A 17489-nucleotide genomic window follows, 5' to 3' on the forward strand; every position below is an offset into this window, starting at 1 on the left:
GCCGGGAGTGCCGTCGATGCAACCCGACCCGACGTTCCTGTGGCTGCTGCCCGAGCGCGCGGTGGACGACTTCGCCGCCGCCCTCGGCGGCACCCGGCTGCTCACGGAAGGGGAACGGGCCGCGCTCGGCCGGCGGCTCACCGACGGTGCACGGCGCCGGTACCTCGGGGCGCGGCTGCTGTGCCGCTACGCGCTCAGCGCCCGCACCGGCCGGCCGGTGGACCGGTGGCGCTTCCGGCTCGGCGAGCACGGGCGGCCCGAGGCCGAACCGGACCCGGAGGGCGTGCGGTTCAACCTCTCGCACACCGAGGGGCTCATCGCCTGTGTCGTCACCCAGGGCCGCGGGTGCGGGGTCGACGTCGGTCCCACCCCCTCGCCGGCCGAGCTGGTGACACAGCTCGGCCGCCGGCTCGCCCCGGCCGAACGCGCCGCGCTCGCCGCCTCGCCGCCGGGCGTGCGGGGCGCGCTCGCCGGTGAGCTGTGGGTTCTGAAGGAGGCCTATCTCAAGGCCCTGGGCACCGGGCTGTCCCGGAGCCTCGGCGGGTTCTCCTTCGGCCCCCGCGCCGACGGCCGTATCGCCGTCCACGACCCGCAGCAGCCGGCGGGCACCGACTCCCGGTGGTGGTTCGACCTGCTCTACCCCGGCCCCGGACACGTGGTGGCCGTCGCCACCGAGGACGGGCACCCCGGGGCCCTGCGCCGCACCGACCTCTCCGACCTCTCGCTCTCCGACATCTCATGCGTATGAGACCGACCCTGAAGGACATCTCCATGTCGCAGCCCACCAGTCCGCGTGTCGCCATCGTCGGAGCCGGTGTCGCCGGTCTGTCCGCCGCCTACCACCTGCGCAACCGCGCCCGGATCACCGTCTTCGAGCGGGAGGACCGCCTCGGCGGTCACGCCAACACCGTCGAGGTGGAGGAGAACGGCAAGACCCTCGGCATCGACACCGCGTTCGTCGTCTTCAACCGGCCCGCCTACACGAACCTCTGCGAGTTCTTCGAGGAGCTGGGCGTCGACGCGGTCGAACACCGCGGCGCCTTCAACTTCTTCGACCTGGACACCGGCCTGGAGTACGGCACCAAGGAGCTCGACATGAGCGAGGAGGAGGTGTCCGAGCGCTACTCCGAGGAGTTCCTGACCATCTGGCGGGAGGCGCGGCGCTTCCACACCGAGGGCCGCAAGGACTTCGTGCGCAAGAAGGCCGACATCCCGCTCGGCGAGTACCTCGACCGCGGTGGCTACAGCCAGGCGTTCCGCCACTCCTACGTGATCCTGCTCTGCTCGGCGGTCTGGTCGATCCCCGCCGAGCTGATCTGGGAGATGCCCGCCAGCACCGCGATCGCGTTCTTCATGGGCCATGACGAGGGCGGCCTCGGCGGCCGCGAGGTGGACTGGCGGACGGTGGGCGGCGGTTCGATCTCCTATGTCCGCAAGGCGATCGCCGCGATCGGTCCGGAGATCCGCACCGGCGAGCCGGTCACCGCGATCCACCAGGACGAGGACGGTGCGGTGGTCACGACCGCCCGGGGCAGCGAGCGCTTCGACTACGTGGTGGTCGGCGCGCACGCCGACGAGGCGCTGGCCCTGCTGGACAACCCGACCGAGCGCCAGACGGAGGTGCTCTCCAAGGTCGCCTACAACGGCTCGACGGTGATCCTGCACACCGACCCGTCCGTGGTCCCGGCCGACCGCGACCGCTGGGAGGCCTGGAACTACGGCAAGGTCGAGGTGGACGGCCGGCCGAGGACGTATGTCGCCTACTACATGAACAAGCTGCACGGATTCACCGCGGAGAAGGACTACTTCGTCACGCTCGACTACCCGGGCGAGGTGGACCCGGAGACCGTCATCGCGGAATTCCCCTACACGCACCCGATCATCGACGTCGATGTCCGCGAGATGCAGAAGGACATCTACAACGTCAACGAGGGGACGCGGGTGAAGCTGTGCGGTTCCTATTTCCACGCCAAGCGCCACGGCGTGGACCAGATCGGCTCGCACGAGGCGGGTTACTCGTCAGGAATGGAGATCGCGGCGCAGCTCATCAGCGAGCTCTGACGGCGGGCACGAGAACGCCCCGGAGAATCCGAGAGGGATTCTCCGGGGCGTTCTCGCGTCTTCTCAGACCCCGCCCGTGTGCAGCGCCTGGCCGCTGAGGAGTTCGGTCAGGAAACCCATGACCGAGCGTGCCGCCGGGTCCTCCTGTTCGATGCGTTTCACGGTGAAACGGGTGCGCGTGAACTCGCGGGCGCCGGTCGGCGGAGGTTCCGCTTCCAGGCGGGCGCGGGCGTCGGGGGTCTCCGCCTCGGCGCCGTACAGCACGGGGGACTGCACGCTGATCTGCTCCAGGCGCGCGGACAGCAGGGGCGTGTGGCCGTGTTCCGCGGTGAGCCGGTGCCGGGCGCGGGTGTAGACGCCGATCGCCTCGCCGCCGCGGCCGGAGCGGCACAGCGCCAGCATCAGCTGGTCGTGGAAACGCTCGCGCAGCGGATGGGCGGCGGTGACCTCCTCCAGCTCCGGAATGATGCGCCGGTGCCGGCCCGTGCGCAGCGCGGAGTCGAAGAGGATCTCCAGCGCCTGCTGGCGTTCCTCCTCCAGGCGGGCGACCAGCGCGGCACAGACCGGGCCGTGCGGACCGCCCTCCAGGGCGGTTCCGCGCCAGAGACCGAGGGCGCCGCGCAGGGTCGCGTACGCGCTCTGCGGGTCGATCCGGTACATCCGCTGGGCCTGATCCACCGCGAGGCAGAACTGACCGCTGTCCATCTCCGTGCGGCGGGCCTGGAGCAGGTACCCGGAGGCATGGGCCACCAGTCGCGGTGTCGTGGCCCGTTCCGGTTCCGCTTCCGCGAGTGCCTTGCGCAGTCCCGACACATGGGCGTTGAGCGTGTTGCGGGCCTTCTTCGGCGGCAGCGCGCCCCAGAGTTCGCGTACCAGCCGTTCCCGCGGGACCGCGGAATTCGCGCGGGCGAGCAGTGCGCCCAGCAGCATGCGCTGCTTGGGACTCGTCAGCGGAATGCGCCGGTGACGTTTCTCGTCGTACAACTCGGGCGCGCCCAGAATTCTGAACTGCATGCTCTTGCCTCCCCGTGCGCGGTGCACGGTATTCACCGTGCTGCATTCAGCACACGAGGAGACCATTCGTACGACCGGGCAAGCCTGAGTTGCGGCTACTCACTTCCCCGCTGTCACCCCGGTGTTCCGCGCCGTGTGCGGCGCGGGAGTTCACCACCGGGGTGAGTACCGAACACTCATGTGTCCGCCGCGCACACCGTGATGGCATGGACGGCACACGTGGGTCCGGTCGATTCCGATAACGCGGGGGACCGTTCGGGTCAGCCGCGGTGCCGGATCGTCGACTCGGCCTCCTGGGCGAGCCGGCGCAGGGCCAGCAGCGCGGGTTCCAGCAGGAAGGTCAGCAGCACGGCCCGCTCGGCCTTCTCGAGCGGATCGTCCGGTCCCTGGAGCTGGTCGAGATCGAGCACGGCCGTCTTCTCGGCGAGTTCGGCGTACGGGACGAGATCGTGCCAGTCGTAGTCCATGCCGAGGGAGCGCAGGGTGTGGAGAGTCTGGGTGATGACCTGGCGGGCGGGATTGTGCTCGCTGACCTTCCAGCCCATCTCGGAGACGAGCGCCGTCACACCGGAGTGGTCCTCTTCCTCGCCGCCCTCGTCCTTGGCGCCGCCGGCCGGCCACACGCCGAAGACGAGACCCAGCAGCTCATGGGTGTCGGCGTTGCCCTCGGAGATGGTGTCGAGGACGTCCTTGGCGGCGCTGACCGTCAGACCGCGGACGCCGATGAGGGCCCGGATCAGCCGGAGGCGGCGCACATGCGACTCGCCGTACTCCGCCTGGGTCGCGGCTGTGGCGCGGCCGGGCGGCAGCAGCCCTTCGCGCAGGTAGTACTTGATGGTCGCGGTGGACACCCCGCTGCGGCGGCTCAACTCGGAAATTCTCACCCTGATCCCGCTTCCCACTGGCAATTGGGCAGCACTACTGTCTAATATAGATACTGCCACTCACCAACTGTGGATGCGAGGATACCGTGCCGACTCTTCCCTGGGCGACGCCGAACCCGGCCCGGCCCGACACCACCGCCTTCGTCATGGCCTCCCGTCTCGATGTGAGGTCTGCCAAGGACGTTCCGCGCTTCTTCCTGAAGTCGCTCTCCGCCTGGGGGCAGGTGCGCAAGGCGCCGGGAGCCCTCGGAGCCTCCCTGGAGGCCCAGCTCCTGAAGGGGGTCTTCTTCACCCTCTCCGCGTGGGAGGACAAGGAAGCCCTCTACACCTACGCGCGGACCGAGCCCCACAAGAGCATCATGACCGGACTGCGCTCCGTCATGAGCGAGTCCACGTTCACCTTCTGGGAAGTCCCGGTGGCGGAGCTGCCGATTACCTGGAAGGACGCCAAGCGGCGCATCGAGGACCAGGCGCGCACGGACGCCGCGAGCGGCGGCAGCGCCCCGCGCTGACCCACCGACTCCCGGCCCGGGGCCTCCCCCGTCCCCGGGCCGGGGCACGTGCCGGCCGTCGGCGGGCCCGTCAGGAGACGACGCGCGCCAGCAGGAAGCCGTCGTAGCCCTTGGTGCCCACCGTCTGGACCGCCGTGGCGTCCAGCCGCGGCTCGTTCGCCACCAGTTCGTACATACGGCGGGTGCCGACGATCGCGGGGTCGGTGCTGTTCTCGTCCACCACGGCGCCGTTGCGTACGGCGTTGTCGACGATGATCACGCTGCCGGGGCGGGACAGCGTGAGGGCCCACTCCACGTACTGCGGATTGTTCTTCTTGTCCGCGTCGATGAAGATCAGGTCGAACGGGCCCGCGCCCGGCTCCTTCGCCAGCAGCGGCAGCGTGTCCAGCGCCGCCCCCGTCCGCACCTCGGCGATCTTGTCCAGGCCCGCACGGGCCAGGTTGGTCCGCGCCACCTCCGCATGCTCGGCGCTGTACTCCAGCGAGATCAGCCTGCCGCCCTCGGGCAGCGCCCTGGCCAGCCAGATCGTGCTGTAGCCGCCCAGTGTCCCGATCTCCAGCACCGTACGCGCGCCCTGGAGCCGGGTCAGCAGATGCAGCAGCTTGCCCTGGTTCCCGGCGACGGCGATGGCGGGGAGCCCGGCGCTCTCGCTCTGGGCGAGGGCCGCGGCGAGGGCCTCGTCGTCGGGGGCGAGAAGGTCGGTGATGTAGCGGTCGACGGCGTTCCACTGCTCCTGAGTCATACGTCCAACCTATTCCAGGCCGTGTCCCTCCCGTCCGGACCCGCTCCCGCGGGAGCGTCTCCCGACGTGCCTGTTCCCGTCAGGCCGGTGCCCGTCCGGACATCGCTCTCAGGACAGCGGCGGCGGCGCGTGGACGGGCGGCGGCGGGAGCACCGGCCTGCGGCGATGGGCCCGCACCCGCACGAGCACGATCACCGTCACCAGCGCGAGCCCGCCGCCGACGGTCAGCAGCCACACGGGAAGACCGCCGACGGTCAGCAACTCGTCCTCGTACACCACCCGCCGGAAGGGCGTGTCCTGCTCCGCGGCCCGCAGGACGTGGTCGCCGTCGATCCGGTCCGGCCGCGGGAACTCCTGCTCCAGCGCGGTCAGGAACCTCTCGCCGCCGCCCGTGAAGGCGTCCAGCGCCGGGCTGCGGTCCGCGGCGCCGGCGAACAGCACCTCCGGCTCGTCACCGCCGACGGCGCTCTGCGGCTCCATCCGGTGCGCGGCCAGCACGAACAGCCCGAGCGACTGCGGGTTCTTCGCCAGCCGGGACAGCCGCATCGGATAGACCGGCCGGTCGCTGGCGAACCGGAGCGTCAACGGGTCCAGTGTGCCGCGCAGTACGGCGTCCTCGGCATCCGGAGCGAGCCGGACCGCCACGTACTCCCACTTCTGCCGTACGTAGGGGCGCAGCTCGGTCTCCAGGCCGTCCGGCAGCTCGAAACCATTGGTTTTCAGCCAGCTTCGCAGCGCCTGCGGGTCGGTCGCCGTCAACCGGGCGACATCGAAGTCGCCGAGCCTCTCGCGTCCGACGACCCCCACCCCGGGAGCGCCGGCGCCCGGTGCCGGCGCGCCGGCCGAGTCGCCTGCCGAACCGTCCGAGAGGGGCCAGTCGCCCTCGCGCGGCCAGAAGTAGTGGCGCGTCCTCTCCTCCGGCTCGATCGTCCGCTCCAGCTCGTCGAACAGCGCCTGATCGCCGAGTTCGACGGTGGCGCGGGTGGGCACGGGCATGATCCACGCGGCCTCGGGGGCGTCCCCGTCGACGGTGAACCGCATCTGGATCCGCTCGACGCGCCCGTCCCAGCTCACGACCGACGTCTCCCGGTCGACCGCCATCCGCGATCCCCGGTCCGGGATCATGGCGCCGCAGCCGCAGGCGTACGCCGGAGCGATCAACGATCCGAGCTGGAGCGCGAACAGCGCCAGCACCACCAGGACAACGCGTTGCCGCAGCACACCCGCTGAGGTGCCGTGCGTCCGAACCCGCAGGTGCGCGCGCCGGTGTTCTTGTATGTTCCCCCGCATACCTCCTCCGACGACGGCCCGGGGCCCGTGGTTCCGGGGCCGGTTGGCGAGATATTCGGTCAAAACGGGGTGACACTCAGGCAAAGAGGGGGTTGCCTGCGTCTCCTTCACGGGGCAGTGCAAGGCTCTACGGACCAGAATCACAGACGCAGGGGAGGCGCGGCGCGACGTGGCGAACGCGGAGCACAGCGTGCGCGGAAGTGCGACGACGGACTCGAGGATGGGCGCGGCAAGGGCGGTGCTGTGGCTCGTGGCCGCGGTCCTCGCCATACGGCAGGCGACCGCGGTACTGCGCCTGCCACCGGGGGAACGGCTCATCGACCTGGAGACCTGGATAGGTGAGAACGGCGTCCTGCACGTCAAGGGCTCCCTCTACGACACCGACCGGTTCACCGGCACCCCGTTCGCCGGGCTGGTGCTCAAACCGCTGACCCGCTCCGCCGAGCAGAGCCTCGGCGTCGCCTGGACCTTCGGGACCCTGCTGCTCGTCGTCGGGATAGGCCTGGTCGTCGCCCGTGCGCTGCCGGGGCCCGTCTCGCGCCGCAGCGGTCTGCTGGCGGCGCCCATCGCCATCAGCCTGTTGATGCTGTCGCTGCCGGTGCGCAACAGCTTCTATCTCGGGCAGACGAGCATCATCCCGGTCCTCCTCGTCCTCGTCGGCTGTTTCGTCGCCCGCGGGGAGAGATCGTCCGGTGTGCTGATCGGCATCGGCGCGGCCCTTCAGCCCACCGCCCTGCTCTTCGCGCCCCTGCTGTGGTTCACCGGACGCAAACAGGCCGCCGTCACCTCGGCGGGGACCTTCGCCGCGTTGTCGGCGCTCTCCTGGGCCGCGCTGCCCGGCGACTCCTGGACGTACTGGGTCCACCATGTGGCCGGGGCCGGCCTGGGCGCCCGCCCCGACAGCCTCGCCAACCAGTCCTTGCACGGGGCCCTGTTGCGTTTCGGCCTCGAAGGCCCGCTCGAGATCACGCTGTACGCCGCCCTGGCCGCGGCGGTCGTCTGGTTCGGCCTGCGCCGCGCGGTGCGGTACGCCCGGGACGGTCAGCTCCTTCTCGCGGTCGCCCTCACCGGCTGTGTCGCCGTCGCCGTCTCGCCCACCGCCTGGCAGCACCAACTCCTGTGGGTGCTGCTCGCCGTGGTGGGCCGGGTCGGCAAGCGGGCGTCCGACCGGATGCTCTGGCCGGTGCTCGTCATTCTGGTGATGACCCTGCCGGGCAAGATGCTGCTGCCCAACATGACCGCGCTGCACCCGGTGCGCGACAACGCCCTGCTGGTCGCGGCGCTCGCCGCCGCCGTCGCGGTGCCGTTCCTGCCGCGCACCTCACCGTACTTCCGCCGCCCGGTCCCCACCGAGTACGTCTCCCCGGTCCCCTCACGCTGGAGCCGGATCCCGCTGCTGCCGTTCTGGCGGCGCGTGTCGGCCCGCCCGAACCTGCTCCTCGAACTGCTGGTGATCCGGGTCGGCTACTCCGTCTACTCGCACATCCGCACCGCGGCCACCGGCAGCGTCGGCGCGGCCGAGGAGCACGGCCGGCAGGTCGTCGCCATCGAGCAGGCGCTGCACATCGACATCGAGCTGTGGGCCAACAAGGCCGTGGCGAAAGCGGAGTGGGCCGAGTCCTTCTTCAACTTCTACTACACGTCGTTCCACTTCGTCGTGCCGCTCAGCATCCTCGCCATCCTCTACGTCCGCCGCCCGGTCGACTACCGCTGGGCGCGCTCCTCGCTCGCCTTCGCCACGGTTCTTGCCCTGCTGGGCTTCTGGCTCTACCCGCTGGCCCCGCCGCGGCTGATGCCGGGCATGGGCTTCATCGACACGGTGCACGGTCCGCAGGACCTCGCCAACCCCGACTACGGGGCGATGACCGCGGTCACCAACCAGTACGCGGCGATGCCGTCGCTGCACTTCGGCTGGTCGCTCTGGTGCGGTCTGGTGGTCGTCCTGCTCGCGCCGAAGCTGTGGATGAAGCTGCTGGGCCTGCTGCACCCGCTGTTCACGGCCGGCGCGATCGTGGCCACGGCGAACCACTGGATCCTGGACGCGGTGGGTGGTGCGGCGGTCGTCGGCGCGGGCTTCGGCCTGACGTACCTGCTCTCCGGACGCCGGAAGCTGCTGCCGTCGACGGCGACGGCGGGACCCGCGGAAGCGGGGCCACGGCTCCGCAAGGAACGCGCGGAGGAACCGGCGGAGAACACCGAGGAGTCCGCGGTCCCGGCCGCACCGAAGTGAGGCGCGGCCGGGCGTGATGTGCACGGCCGACGTGACGCGCAGCCGGGAGTGATGTGCGGGCCCGGGGCGACGGGAGGCAGGGGCGGGGCGTGGGTGAGGGGCCCCCGCCTCCCGCGTTCGGTGGGCGGATGCCGGGCGCCGGTGCACGGCCCCGGGCGCCGGTCAGCCGTGGACGACCTGGAGTTCCTTGATCCCGTTCAGCCAGGCCGAGCGCAGCCTCCGGGGATCGCCCGCCAGACGCAGGTCCGGCAGCACGTCCGCTATCGCGTTGAAGATCAGGTTGATCTCCATCACCGCGAGCGACTTGCCGAGGCAGAAGTGCGGGCCTCCGCCGCCGAAGCCGAGGTGCGGGTTGGGGTCGCGGGTGATGTCGAACCGCTCGGGGGCGTCGAAGACCTCGGGGTCGTTGTTGGCGGACGAGTAGAAGATCCCGACCCGGTCGCCCTTTCTGATCCGCTGCCCGCCGAGCGTGAGGTCCTGGGTCGCGGTGCGCTGGAAGGAGACGACGGGGGTCGCCCACCGCACGATCTCCTCGGCCGCCGTCTCGGGGCGCTCGCGCTTGTAGAGCTCCCACTGGTCGGGATGGGTGAGGAAGGCGTGCATGCCGTGGCTGATGGCATTGCGTGTGGTCTCGTTTCCGGCCACCGCCAGCAGGATCACGAAGAAGCCGAACTCGTCGTTGGAGAGGTTGCCCTCGTCCTCCGCGGCGACCAGTGTGCTGACGATGTCCTTGGCCGGGCACTCCTTGCGGGCCGCGGCGAGGTTCATCGAGTACGAGACGATCTCCATCGCCGCCTCGGCGCCGATCTCCTCGGTGATGGCGTACTCCGGATCGTCGTACGCCGCCATCTTGTTGGACCAGTCGAAGATCTTGGCCCGGTCCTCCTGCGGTACGCCGATGAGTTCGGCGATCGCCTGGAGCGGGAGTTCCACCGCGATCTCGGTGACGAAGTCGAAGCTGCCGTCGCTCTTCGCGCCCGCCCGCGCGCTCTCCACGATGCCGCGGGCCCGTGAGCGCAGAGCGTCCTGGAGGGACCGCACGGCGCGGGGAGTGAAACCGCGCTGGACGATCTGACGCACCCGGGTGTGTTCCGGCGGGTCCATGTTGAGCATGATCAGCTTCTGGACCTCGATCTGGTCCCGGCTGATCGATTCGTTGAAGCGGATGACCGCGGTGTTGGTGTTGGACGAGAACAGTTCCGGGTGGGTCGAGACATGCTTCACGTCGGCGTGCCGGGTGACCGCCCAGTACCCCTCGTCCTGGAAACCGGAGATGCCGGCCGGCTGCGCGCACCACCAGACCGGTGCGGTCTGCCGCATCTGGGCGAACTCGGGGTGCGGGACGCGGGCTTGGAGCAGGTCGGGGTCGGTGAAGTCGAACCCTGCGGGCAGATGGGGGCAGTCCTTCGGCAGCTTCAACGTCAACTCCAGGGTCTCGCGGCGGGGTCCGGCGGGGTCCGGCGGCGGTGCCCGAGGGCACCAGATCTCTGACGACCCATCAGAATTGACCGAAAGCTAGTAACGAGTTCTACAAGTGGCAAGGGCCACGGCGGGAACTGTTGCGCGCCAAGTCCGCAGCGGGGGCGTGCAAGGCCCTTGCGTACCGGGGGTAGCACTCATAAGACTTCTCAGAGAACTAGAACGCGTACTAGTTCTCGTGCGACGGCGCCGGGACGCCCCGCACATGTGGAGGAGAGGACGAGCTCATGGCCGCGGAACCCGTCATCGTCGAAGCCGTACGCACCCCCATCGGCAAGCGCGGAGGCGCGCTCGCCAATCTGCATCCCGCCTATCTCCTGGGCGAGACCTACCGTGAACTGCTCGGCCGTACCGGCATCCAGGCCGACTGCGTCGAGCAGATCGTCGGCGGCACGGTCACCCATGCCGGCGAACAGTCCATGAACCCCGCGCGCACCGCGTGGCTGACCATGGGGCTGCCCTACGAGACGGCGGCGACGACCGTGGACTGCCAGTGCGGATCCTCGCAGCAGGCCAGCCACATGGTCGCCAATATGATCGCGGCGGGCGTCATCGACGTCGGCATCAGCTGCGGTGTCGAGGCGATGTCGCGTGTGCCGCTGGGCAGCGGCTCCAAGCACGGCCCGGGCAAGCCCTTCCCCGACGAGTCGAACGTCGATCTGCCCAACCAGTTCGAGGCCGCCGAGCGCATCGCCCGCCACCGCGGGCTGTCCCGCGAACGCGTCGACTCGCTCGGGCTGCTGTCGCAGGAGCGCGCCCAGGAGGCCTGGGCCGAGGAGCGCTTCAAGCGCGAGACGTTCGCCGTCCAGGTGCCGACGACCGAGGAGGAGCAGGCCGCGGGGCAGGGCATGTGGCGGCTCGTCGACCGTGACGAAGGACTGCGCGACACCAGCATGGAGGCGCTGGCCCGGCTGAAGCCGGTCATGCCGACGGCTGTGCACACCGCGGGCAACTCCTCGCAGATATCGGACGGCTCGGCGGCCATCATGTGGGCGTCGAAGCGGATGGCGAGGGCGCTCAAGCTGAAGCCGCGCGCCCGGATCGTGGCGCAGGCGCTCGTCGGCGCCGACCCCCACTTCCACCTCGACGGCCCGATCGACGCGACCCGCGCGGTCCTGGGCAAGGCGGGGATGTCGCTGCGGGACATCGACCTGGTGGAGGTCAACGAGGCGTTCGCGTCGGTGGTGCTGAGCTGGGCGCAGGTCTTCGAGCAGGACCTGGACAAGGTCAACGTCAACGGCGGAGGCATCGCACTCGGCCACCCGGTGGGCGCCACGGGCGCCCGGCTGATCACCACGGCGCTGCACGAACTGGAACGGCGTGACCGGGAGTTCGCGCTGATCACGATGTGTGCGGGTGGCGCGCTGTCGACGGCGACGATCATCCAGCGGCTGTAGCGGGCGGGACGGTCACGCGGTCGGGGTCCCTCCCGGGCCCCGACCCGGGTCCGGGGAGAGACCCGAGCCCGGGCCCCGGTCCGGATCTGCCGGTCCCTCGGACGCGATCGGACCTCCGGACGCAACCGGCCCCGCGGGCCCGGCCGCACCCCCGGCCGCACCCTCGAACGCGACCGGCGCCTCGAACGCCGCCCGGCGCGTGGCACGGCGCAGCGCCTTGAGGACGGTCGAGCCGACCGTGAGCGTCAGGACGACCGTCAGCGCCGCCCGCCCGAGGTCCCAGCCGAACGACGTCGCCGCGCAATAGGCCAGAAAGCGCACCAGGTTGTCGTGGACCGGATCGCCCGGCCGGAAGGAGATCCCCGACGACAACCCGCCGATGTACGTCCAGCCCTGGAGGTTCATGATCGTGCCGTAGACGAACGCCGCGACCGCGCCGTACGCGCCGAGCATCAGCACCTCGGCACGGCCGCGCAGCCTCCCGGCTCCCGGCAGCAGCCCCGCGCCCATCGTGAACCAGCCCATCGACAGCATCTGGAACGGCATCCAGGGCCCGACACCGCCGGTGAGCAGCGCGGACGCGAACATCGTGACCGAGCCCAGGACGAAGCCGAAGCCCGGCCCCAGCACCCTGCCGCTGAGGACCATCAGGAAGAACATGGGCTCCAGGCCCGCGGTCCCGGCGCCGAGCGGACGCAGCGCCGCCCCGACCGCGGCGAGGACGCCGAGCATGGCCACCGCCTTGGCGTCCATGCCGCTGTCCGCGATCGTCGCGACGACGACGGCCACGAGCAGCGGAAGCAGCGCGGCGAACAGCCAGGGCGCGTCCGCGGAGTGGGCGAGACCGGACCCGGGGTCGGCGAGCAGCGGCCAGCCGAAGGCGACCACGCCGACCGCACTCACCAGCGCGAGCGCGAGGACGGAACGGGGGCCGAGGCGCACCGGACGTGCTGTCGTCATCGCAGCGCTTCCCGGACCTCGGAGACGGTCAGCCAGGGCTGGGGGGCCAGGATCTTGGCGACCTGCGGCGCGAAGGCGGGCGACGAGACGACGACGTCGGCCGTCGGCCCGTCGGCGACGATCTCGCCGTCGGCCAGGATCACCACCCGGTGCGCCAGTTCCGCCGCCAGCTCCACGTCGTGCGTGGCCAGCACGATGCCGTGCCCCTCGCGCGCGAGAGCCTGGAGCACACCGACGAGCCGGGCCTTCGCCGCGTAGTCCAGCCCGCGGGTCGGCTCGTCGAGGAGCAGCAGCGGCGGACGCCCGGTGAGCACGACGGCCAGCGCGAGCGCGAGCCGCTGTCCCTCGGAGAGATCGCGCGGATGTGTGGCGTCCTGCACGCCGGGCAGCAGCGCGCCGACCAGCGCCCGGCAGGAGCCCGGCTCGGCACCCGCGTCGGCGTCGGCGGCCGCGCACTCGGCGGCGACGGTGTCCGCGTACAGCAGGTCGCGCGGCTCCTGCGGCACGAGCCCGACCTGCCGGATGAGCTCGCGGGGGCTGGTCCGGTGCGGGGTGAGACCGCCCACCAGGACGCTGCCCGAGGCGGGTTCGACCATGCCGACGAGGGCGGAGAGGAGGGTCGACTTCCCGGCGCCGTTGCGCCCCATCAGCGCCACGGTCTCGCCGGCGCCGACCGTGATGCCGACTCCGCGCAGCGCCTCCACGCGGCCGCGGCGCACGCCGAGCCGGGTGGTGACGGCGAGGTGGTCCGTCGGTCCTGCCTGCGCCGGGCCCGTCTCCCGGCCCGCGGCCGCGCCCCGGAGAGGCATGAGCTTCCGGCGCCCGGAAGCCCGGCCCGTACCGGAAGCCCGGTCCGGGCCGGGCACCTCGGGACCCCGATCGCCCTCTTCCGGTCCGGTCCTGGTGGGGGAGAGGCCCGCCAGACGCTCCCGGAGGCCGGATGCCCGGCGCCGGGCATCCCGTACGGACAGCGGCAGCGGGTCCCAGCCCGCGAGCCGTCCGAGGCCCACCACGGGCGGGTACACCGGCGACGCCGCCATCACCCCGGCCGGTTCACCGATCACGGGAGGCGTGCCGGGCCCGGGCAACAGGACGACCTGGTCCGCGTACTGCACCACCCGCTCCAGCCGGTGCTCGGCCATCAGCACCGTGGTGCCGAGGTCGTGCACCAGCCGCTGGAGGACCGCGAGCACCTCTTCCGCCGCGGCCGGGTCCAGCGCGGACGTCGGCTCGTCGAGGACCAGCACGCGCGGGTGCGGGGTGAGCACCGAGCCGATCGCGACCCGTTGCTGCTGCCCGCCGGAGAGCGTGGCGATCGGCCGGTCGCGCAGCTCCGCCAGGCCGAGCAGATCGAGCGTCTCCTCGACCCTCCGGCGCATCACAGCGGGCGCGAGACCGAGCGACTCCATGCCGTACGCCAGCTCGTCCTCGACCGTGTCGGTGACGAAGTGGGCCAGGGGGTCCTGGCCCACCGTGCCGACGAGGTCCGCCAGTTCGCGCGGCTTGTGCGTGCGGGTGTCACGGCCGCCGACGGTGACGCGACCGCGCAGGGTGCCGCCGGTGAAGTGGGGCACCAGGCCGGACACCGCGCCCAGCAGTGTCGACTTGCCGACCCCCGACGGACCGACGAGGAGCACCAGCTCCCCTTCGGGAACGGTCAGATCGACACCGCTGATCGCGGGCGCCGCGGCATCGCCGTAAGTCACCGACACGTTGTCGAAGCGGATCACGGGGTCGACTCCTTGGATGCCTCAGGGACGGGCGCGACGAATGCCGGCAGCAGTCCGATCAGGATGCCGACCGCGGGCCACAGCGGCAGAGTGGGCGCGGTCAGCGGCACGACGCCCGGGTGCAGCGCCTGGGGGTCCCAGGTGCCCGCGCGGATCATCAACGCCGCGACGGCCACGCCCGATCCGGCCACCAGCCAGGACCGCGGGCCGAACCGGTCGGGGCGGTAGCGGCTGCGGACGGAGCGCCGGCCGCCGAGCCACAGCCCGGCCATCGCGGCACCGAGCCCGCCGACGAGGACGGGCAGTCCGTACGCGGCGCCTTCCGCGGCCAGCAGCCCGTACGTGCCCGCGCAGACTCCGAGGAGCCCGCCGAGCGTCAGCACGGTCGTCGTACGGCGGACGGCGGGCGGGACCTGCGCACTGCGCCCGTACCCCCGCGCGTCCATCGACGCGGCGACCGCGACCGAACGCTCCAGCGCACCTTCCAGCACAGGCAGCCCGATCTGCGCGATCGCCCTGATCCCGCCGGTGGGGCGGCCGCGCAGCCGGCGGGCGGTGCGCAGCCGGACGACGTCGGACACCATGTTCGGCGCGAAGGTCATCGCGACGACGACGGCGACACCCGCCTCGTACAGCGCGGCCGGCAGCGACTTGAGCAGCCGGGCCGGATTGGCGAGGGCGTTGGCGGCGCCGACGCAGATGAGGAGGGTGGCCAGCTTCGCGCCGTCGTACAGCGCGAACACGATCTGCTCGGCCGAGACCCGGCCGCCGATCCGGATGCCGCGGACCCAGTCGGGAAGCGGGACTTCGGGAAGCGTGAGCAGCACGTGCGTGCCGGGGATGGGGGAGCCGAGCACCACGGAGAAGAGGACACGGATGACGATGACGACGAGACCGAGCTTGACGAACGCGCCGTAGGAACGGGCCCAGGGCGCGTCCGTGCGCCGGGCGGCGACGACATAGCCGGCCACGCCCACGAGCAGCCCGAGGAGCAGGGGGTTCGTGGTCCGCGACGCGGCGGTGGCGAGCCCGAGGGCCCACAGCCACCAGGCACCGGCGTGCAGGGAGTTGCCGCGGTGCGCCTCGGGCGCGCGCAGCCGGTGCCACGGGGAACGGTGTCCCTCCGCACCCGCCCTGTCCGCCGGTTCGCGCCGCACGCCGGTGTCCGTCCTCATCCGCGTCGGCGCCGGGACTGCCACACCGCCGCGGCTGCCAGCAGCCCGATCGCCGCCAGGCCCGCCACCAGTCCGAGCGACGGACCGCCGTCCGAGCCGGCCGAACCGTCGGAGGCAGCCGCGGTCGCGGAGGCGGCCGGTGAGGAGGAGGCGGCCGGATCCGCGATCTGCTCGCCGCAGCCCGACACCGGATAGCCCGAGATCCCGCAGAGCAGCGCCTGGTTGTTGTACCGCAGGGGCTTCGCCACCGACGCCAGCGCTTCCGCCGTCGTCGCGTCGGGTGCCACCCGGGCGCACGCGGCCCGCAGCGCGGGAGGTGCCTCGCCCTTCGCCGCGTCCTGCGGGGTGCCGGGGTCGATGACCAGCGCGATCCGCTTCGTGCCCGCCTTCGGGGCCGTGCCCGCGCAGATCGCCGCGAAGTCCGGCGCCTTCCGCGGTCGCGCCGAGTCCGAGCTGTCCTCGCTCACGGAGAACCGGAAGCCGTTGACCGCACCGTCGTCGGGGCGCGCCGTTGCCGGTCCCTCGGTGGCGTACGCCCAGGTCCCGTCACCGGCGCCCTGCCAGAACGACCAGTAGCGGTAGCCCGCCGCATGGGCGGGCCCCGCGCCCAGCACCGTCAGCGCGGTGCCGAGCGCGAGGACCAGGGCGAGCAGTCGCGCCCGCATCACTGCTTCTTGCGGCGGCCGCTGAACAGGATGCCCACGCCGACGCTGGCCACGAAGAACGCGCCGACGATCCACCACACACCGATGCCGGAGTCGTCCTTGTCGTCCTTCTCGGACGCGTCCGAAGACCCCGACGAATCAGACTTCTCGGCGCCGGACGCCTGCGGAGCGGGCCCGGTCGCGTTCAGCTGCTGTACGAGGTCGGCGCCACCGAACTCCTGCGGGTCCGCGCCGACCGCGTGGGCGGCGAGGATCAGCTGCGCGTACGCCGCCGGTCCTGACGCCTTCGCCCAGGCCGCCGAGTTCTTCTCCAGCCACGTCGTCGTGGCGGCCGCCTGGTCGGAGTGTCCGGCGGCGGACAGGGCCGTCACCGCGTCCGCCGTGTTGCCGAAGTCGGGCTGCGGGGCCGGGTTCTCGGCCCCGGGCATCGGCGCCGAGTCGAGGTGACCGGTCTTCTTCAGCGCGCTCACGAGGTAGGCGGCACCGTTCTGCGCGGCCTGCTCCGGCGTGGCCCCTGCGGCGCACGCGGCGGGAGCCACCGGCTTCGCGCCCTCCACCGCGAGGCCCTTGCCGAGCGCGCCCAGCACGCCCGCCGCCGTGGAGTCGGCGACTATGCCGGGCTGCTTCACCTGGAACACGAACGCGCCGGCGTCCTTGCCGGTGCAGGGCTTCGCGAAGGTCAGCAGAGCGTCGTACGGCGACTTCCCGCTCTTCGCCTTCACCGCGGCCGGCTTCTCGCCCACCGACGCGAGCGCGCCGATCACGACGGAGGTGGAGTTGGCGTCACTCGCGCCGCCGGGGTTGTAGCCCCAGCCGCCGTCCGCGTTCTGCACCGACTTCAGCCACGCGACGGACTTCTTCACCGTGGCGTCCTGGCCGCCGAGGGCGGCGAGGGCCTGGACGGCGGCCGCGGTGGCGTTGGAGTCCAGCGGGAGTTTGGCGTCGCACGGCTTGGTGGCGTCCGCGCGGTACGAGGGGAAGGCGCCGCTCGCGCACTGCTGGCCGGTCAGCCAGTCGACCGCCTTGGTGGCGGGCTTCACCTTCACGGTGTCCTGCGCGAGCAGGGCCAGCGACTGGCGCCAGACGCCGTCGTAGGCCGGGTCGGTCGTGCCGTAGAGACCGGAGGGCAGCACGGTGGACGGCGACGGCTTGGGGGCGGGAGTCGCGAAGGCTGCCGGTGCGGCGGCCGCGACGACGGCCATGCCGAGAACGGCGGATGCGGCGACCGCTGCGGTGGTGCGGCGAACGGGGGTCATGGCGGGCGGGCCTCTCCTGCGGGAGAGCCGGGCACGGGCACACGTGGGCACCAGGGCTCCGGCTCCGTATTCCTCGACGGTGCCGGCCACCGGC

Annotated in this window: 15 protein-coding genes; 5 read left to right on the forward strand and 10 right to left on the reverse strand. The window is 71.9% G+C overall.

Translation table 11 applies throughout. From position 1 onward, the window contains the following. Positions 1–16 precede the first annotated feature (16 nt). Together RPQ07_RS25960 and RPQ07_RS25965 are read left to right on the forward strand one after the other, a co-directional pair. Positions 17–748 (forward strand): 4'-phosphopantetheinyl transferase superfamily protein, encoded by a 732-nt coding sequence (locus tag RPQ07_RS25960; RefSeq protein ID WP_313946599.1) that lies wholly within the window; start codon positions 17–19, stop codon positions 746–748. Continuing rightward, on the forward strand, positions 745–2061 hold the full coding sequence (locus RPQ07_RS25965) for an NAD(P)/FAD-dependent oxidoreductase (protein WP_313946600.1): 1317 nt from the start codon (positions 745–747) through the stop codon (positions 2059–2061). The genes RPQ07_RS25960 and RPQ07_RS25965 overlap by 4 nt, the downstream gene beginning before the upstream one ends. A 63-nt stretch (positions 2062–2124) precedes the next feature. Here RPQ07_RS25965 and RPQ07_RS25970 read toward each other — a convergent pair whose 3' ends face one another. Together RPQ07_RS25970 and RPQ07_RS25975 are read right to left on the reverse strand one after the other, a co-directional pair. After that, the gene (locus RPQ07_RS25970) at positions 2125–3075 is read right to left on the reverse strand and encodes an AfsR/SARP family transcriptional regulator (RefSeq protein WP_313946601.1); all 951 of its coding nucleotides are present in this window, start codon (positions 3073–3075) and stop codon (positions 2125–2127) included. A 260-nt stretch (positions 3076–3335) separates the two neighbouring features. Continuing rightward, positions 3336–3959: a MerR family transcriptional regulator gene (locus tag RPQ07_RS25975; protein ID WP_313946602.1), complete on the reverse strand. Its 624-nt coding sequence runs from the start codon at positions 3957–3959 to the stop codon at positions 3336–3338. Between the two features lie 86 nt (positions 3960–4045). Here RPQ07_RS25975 and RPQ07_RS25980 point away from each other — a divergent pair, with 86 nt between their 5' ends. Further along, a complete protein-coding gene (locus RPQ07_RS25980) occupies positions 4046–4471 on the forward strand; it encodes a DUF3291 domain-containing protein (RefSeq protein WP_313946603.1) in 426 nt (141 codons plus the stop codon). A gap of 70 nt (positions 4472–4541) precedes the next feature. Here RPQ07_RS25980 and RPQ07_RS25985 read toward each other — a convergent pair whose 3' ends face one another. Both RPQ07_RS25985 and RPQ07_RS25990 read right to left on the reverse strand, forming a co-directional pair. Continuing rightward, on the reverse strand, positions 4542–5213 hold the full coding sequence (locus tag RPQ07_RS25985) for an O-methyltransferase (RefSeq protein WP_313946604.1): 672 nt from the start codon (positions 5211–5213) through the stop codon (positions 4542–4544). A 108-nt stretch (positions 5214–5321) separates the two neighbouring features. Beyond that, positions 5322–6434 (reverse strand): DUF2330 domain-containing protein, encoded by a 1113-nt coding sequence (locus RPQ07_RS25990; protein ID WP_313946605.1) that lies wholly within the window; start codon positions 6432–6434, stop codon positions 5322–5324. Positions 6435–6723: 289 nt separating this feature from the next. Between RPQ07_RS25990 and RPQ07_RS25995 the strand changes: the two genes are divergently transcribed. Continuing rightward, on the forward strand, positions 6724–8733 hold the full coding sequence (locus RPQ07_RS25995) for a bifunctional glycosyltransferase 87/phosphatase PAP2 family protein (RefSeq protein ID WP_313946606.1): 2010 nt from the start codon (positions 6724–6726) through the stop codon (positions 8731–8733). Positions 8734–8895: 162 nt separating this feature from the next. Here RPQ07_RS25995 and RPQ07_RS26000 read toward each other — a convergent pair whose 3' ends face one another. Further along, the gene (locus tag RPQ07_RS26000; protein WP_313946607.1) at positions 8896–10152 is read right to left on the reverse strand and encodes a cytochrome P450; all 1257 of its coding nucleotides are present in this window, start codon (positions 10150–10152) and stop codon (positions 8896–8898) included. 287 nt (positions 10153–10439) lie between these two features. Between RPQ07_RS26000 and RPQ07_RS26005 the strand changes: the two genes are divergently transcribed. Beyond that, positions 10440–11609: a steroid 3-ketoacyl-CoA thiolase gene (locus RPQ07_RS26005; protein WP_313946608.1), complete on the forward strand. Its 1170-nt coding sequence runs from the start codon at positions 10440–10442 to the stop codon at positions 11607–11609. A gap of 12 nt (positions 11610–11621) precedes the next feature. On the opposite strand, the gene RPQ07_RS26010 is transcribed toward RPQ07_RS26005, so the two are convergent. From RPQ07_RS26010 to RPQ07_RS26030, 5 genes are read right to left on the reverse strand one after another with little or no spacing between them, the layout of a single operon-like run. Beyond that, positions 11622–12569: an ECF transporter S component gene (locus tag RPQ07_RS26010; RefSeq protein ID WP_313946609.1), complete on the reverse strand. Its 948-nt coding sequence runs from the start codon at positions 12567–12569 to the stop codon at positions 11622–11624. Further along, positions 12566–14299: an ABC transporter ATP-binding protein gene (locus RPQ07_RS26015; RefSeq protein WP_313946610.1), complete on the reverse strand. Its 1734-nt coding sequence runs from the start codon at positions 14297–14299 to the stop codon at positions 12566–12568. Before RPQ07_RS26015 ends, RPQ07_RS26010 begins: the two co-directional genes overlap by 4 nt. Continuing rightward, entirely contained in the window at positions 14296–15474 is a 1179-nt protein-coding gene (locus tag RPQ07_RS26020; RefSeq protein ID WP_413777781.1) for an energy-coupling factor transporter transmembrane component T, read from the reverse strand. The genes RPQ07_RS26015 and RPQ07_RS26020 overlap by 4 nt, the downstream gene beginning before the upstream one ends. Then, positions 15471–16139: an SCO2322 family protein gene (locus RPQ07_RS26025; RefSeq protein WP_313946611.1), complete on the reverse strand. Its 669-nt coding sequence runs from the start codon at positions 16137–16139 to the stop codon at positions 15471–15473. The genes RPQ07_RS26020 and RPQ07_RS26025 overlap by 4 nt, the downstream gene beginning before the upstream one ends. Beyond that, positions 16139–17395 (reverse strand): prenyltransferase/squalene oxidase repeat-containing protein, encoded by a 1257-nt coding sequence (locus tag RPQ07_RS26030; RefSeq protein WP_313946612.1) that lies wholly within the window; start codon positions 17393–17395, stop codon positions 16139–16141. Before RPQ07_RS26030 ends, RPQ07_RS26025 begins: the two co-directional genes overlap by 1 nt. Positions 17396–17489 lie beyond the last annotated feature (94 nt).

The sequence above is a fragment of the Streptomyces sp. AM8-1-1 genome (genome assembly GCF_032229325.1).
In the GTDB taxonomy this organism is placed as follows: Bacteria; Actinomycetota; Actinomycetes; order Streptomycetales; family Streptomycetaceae; genus Streptomyces; species Streptomyces achmelvichensis.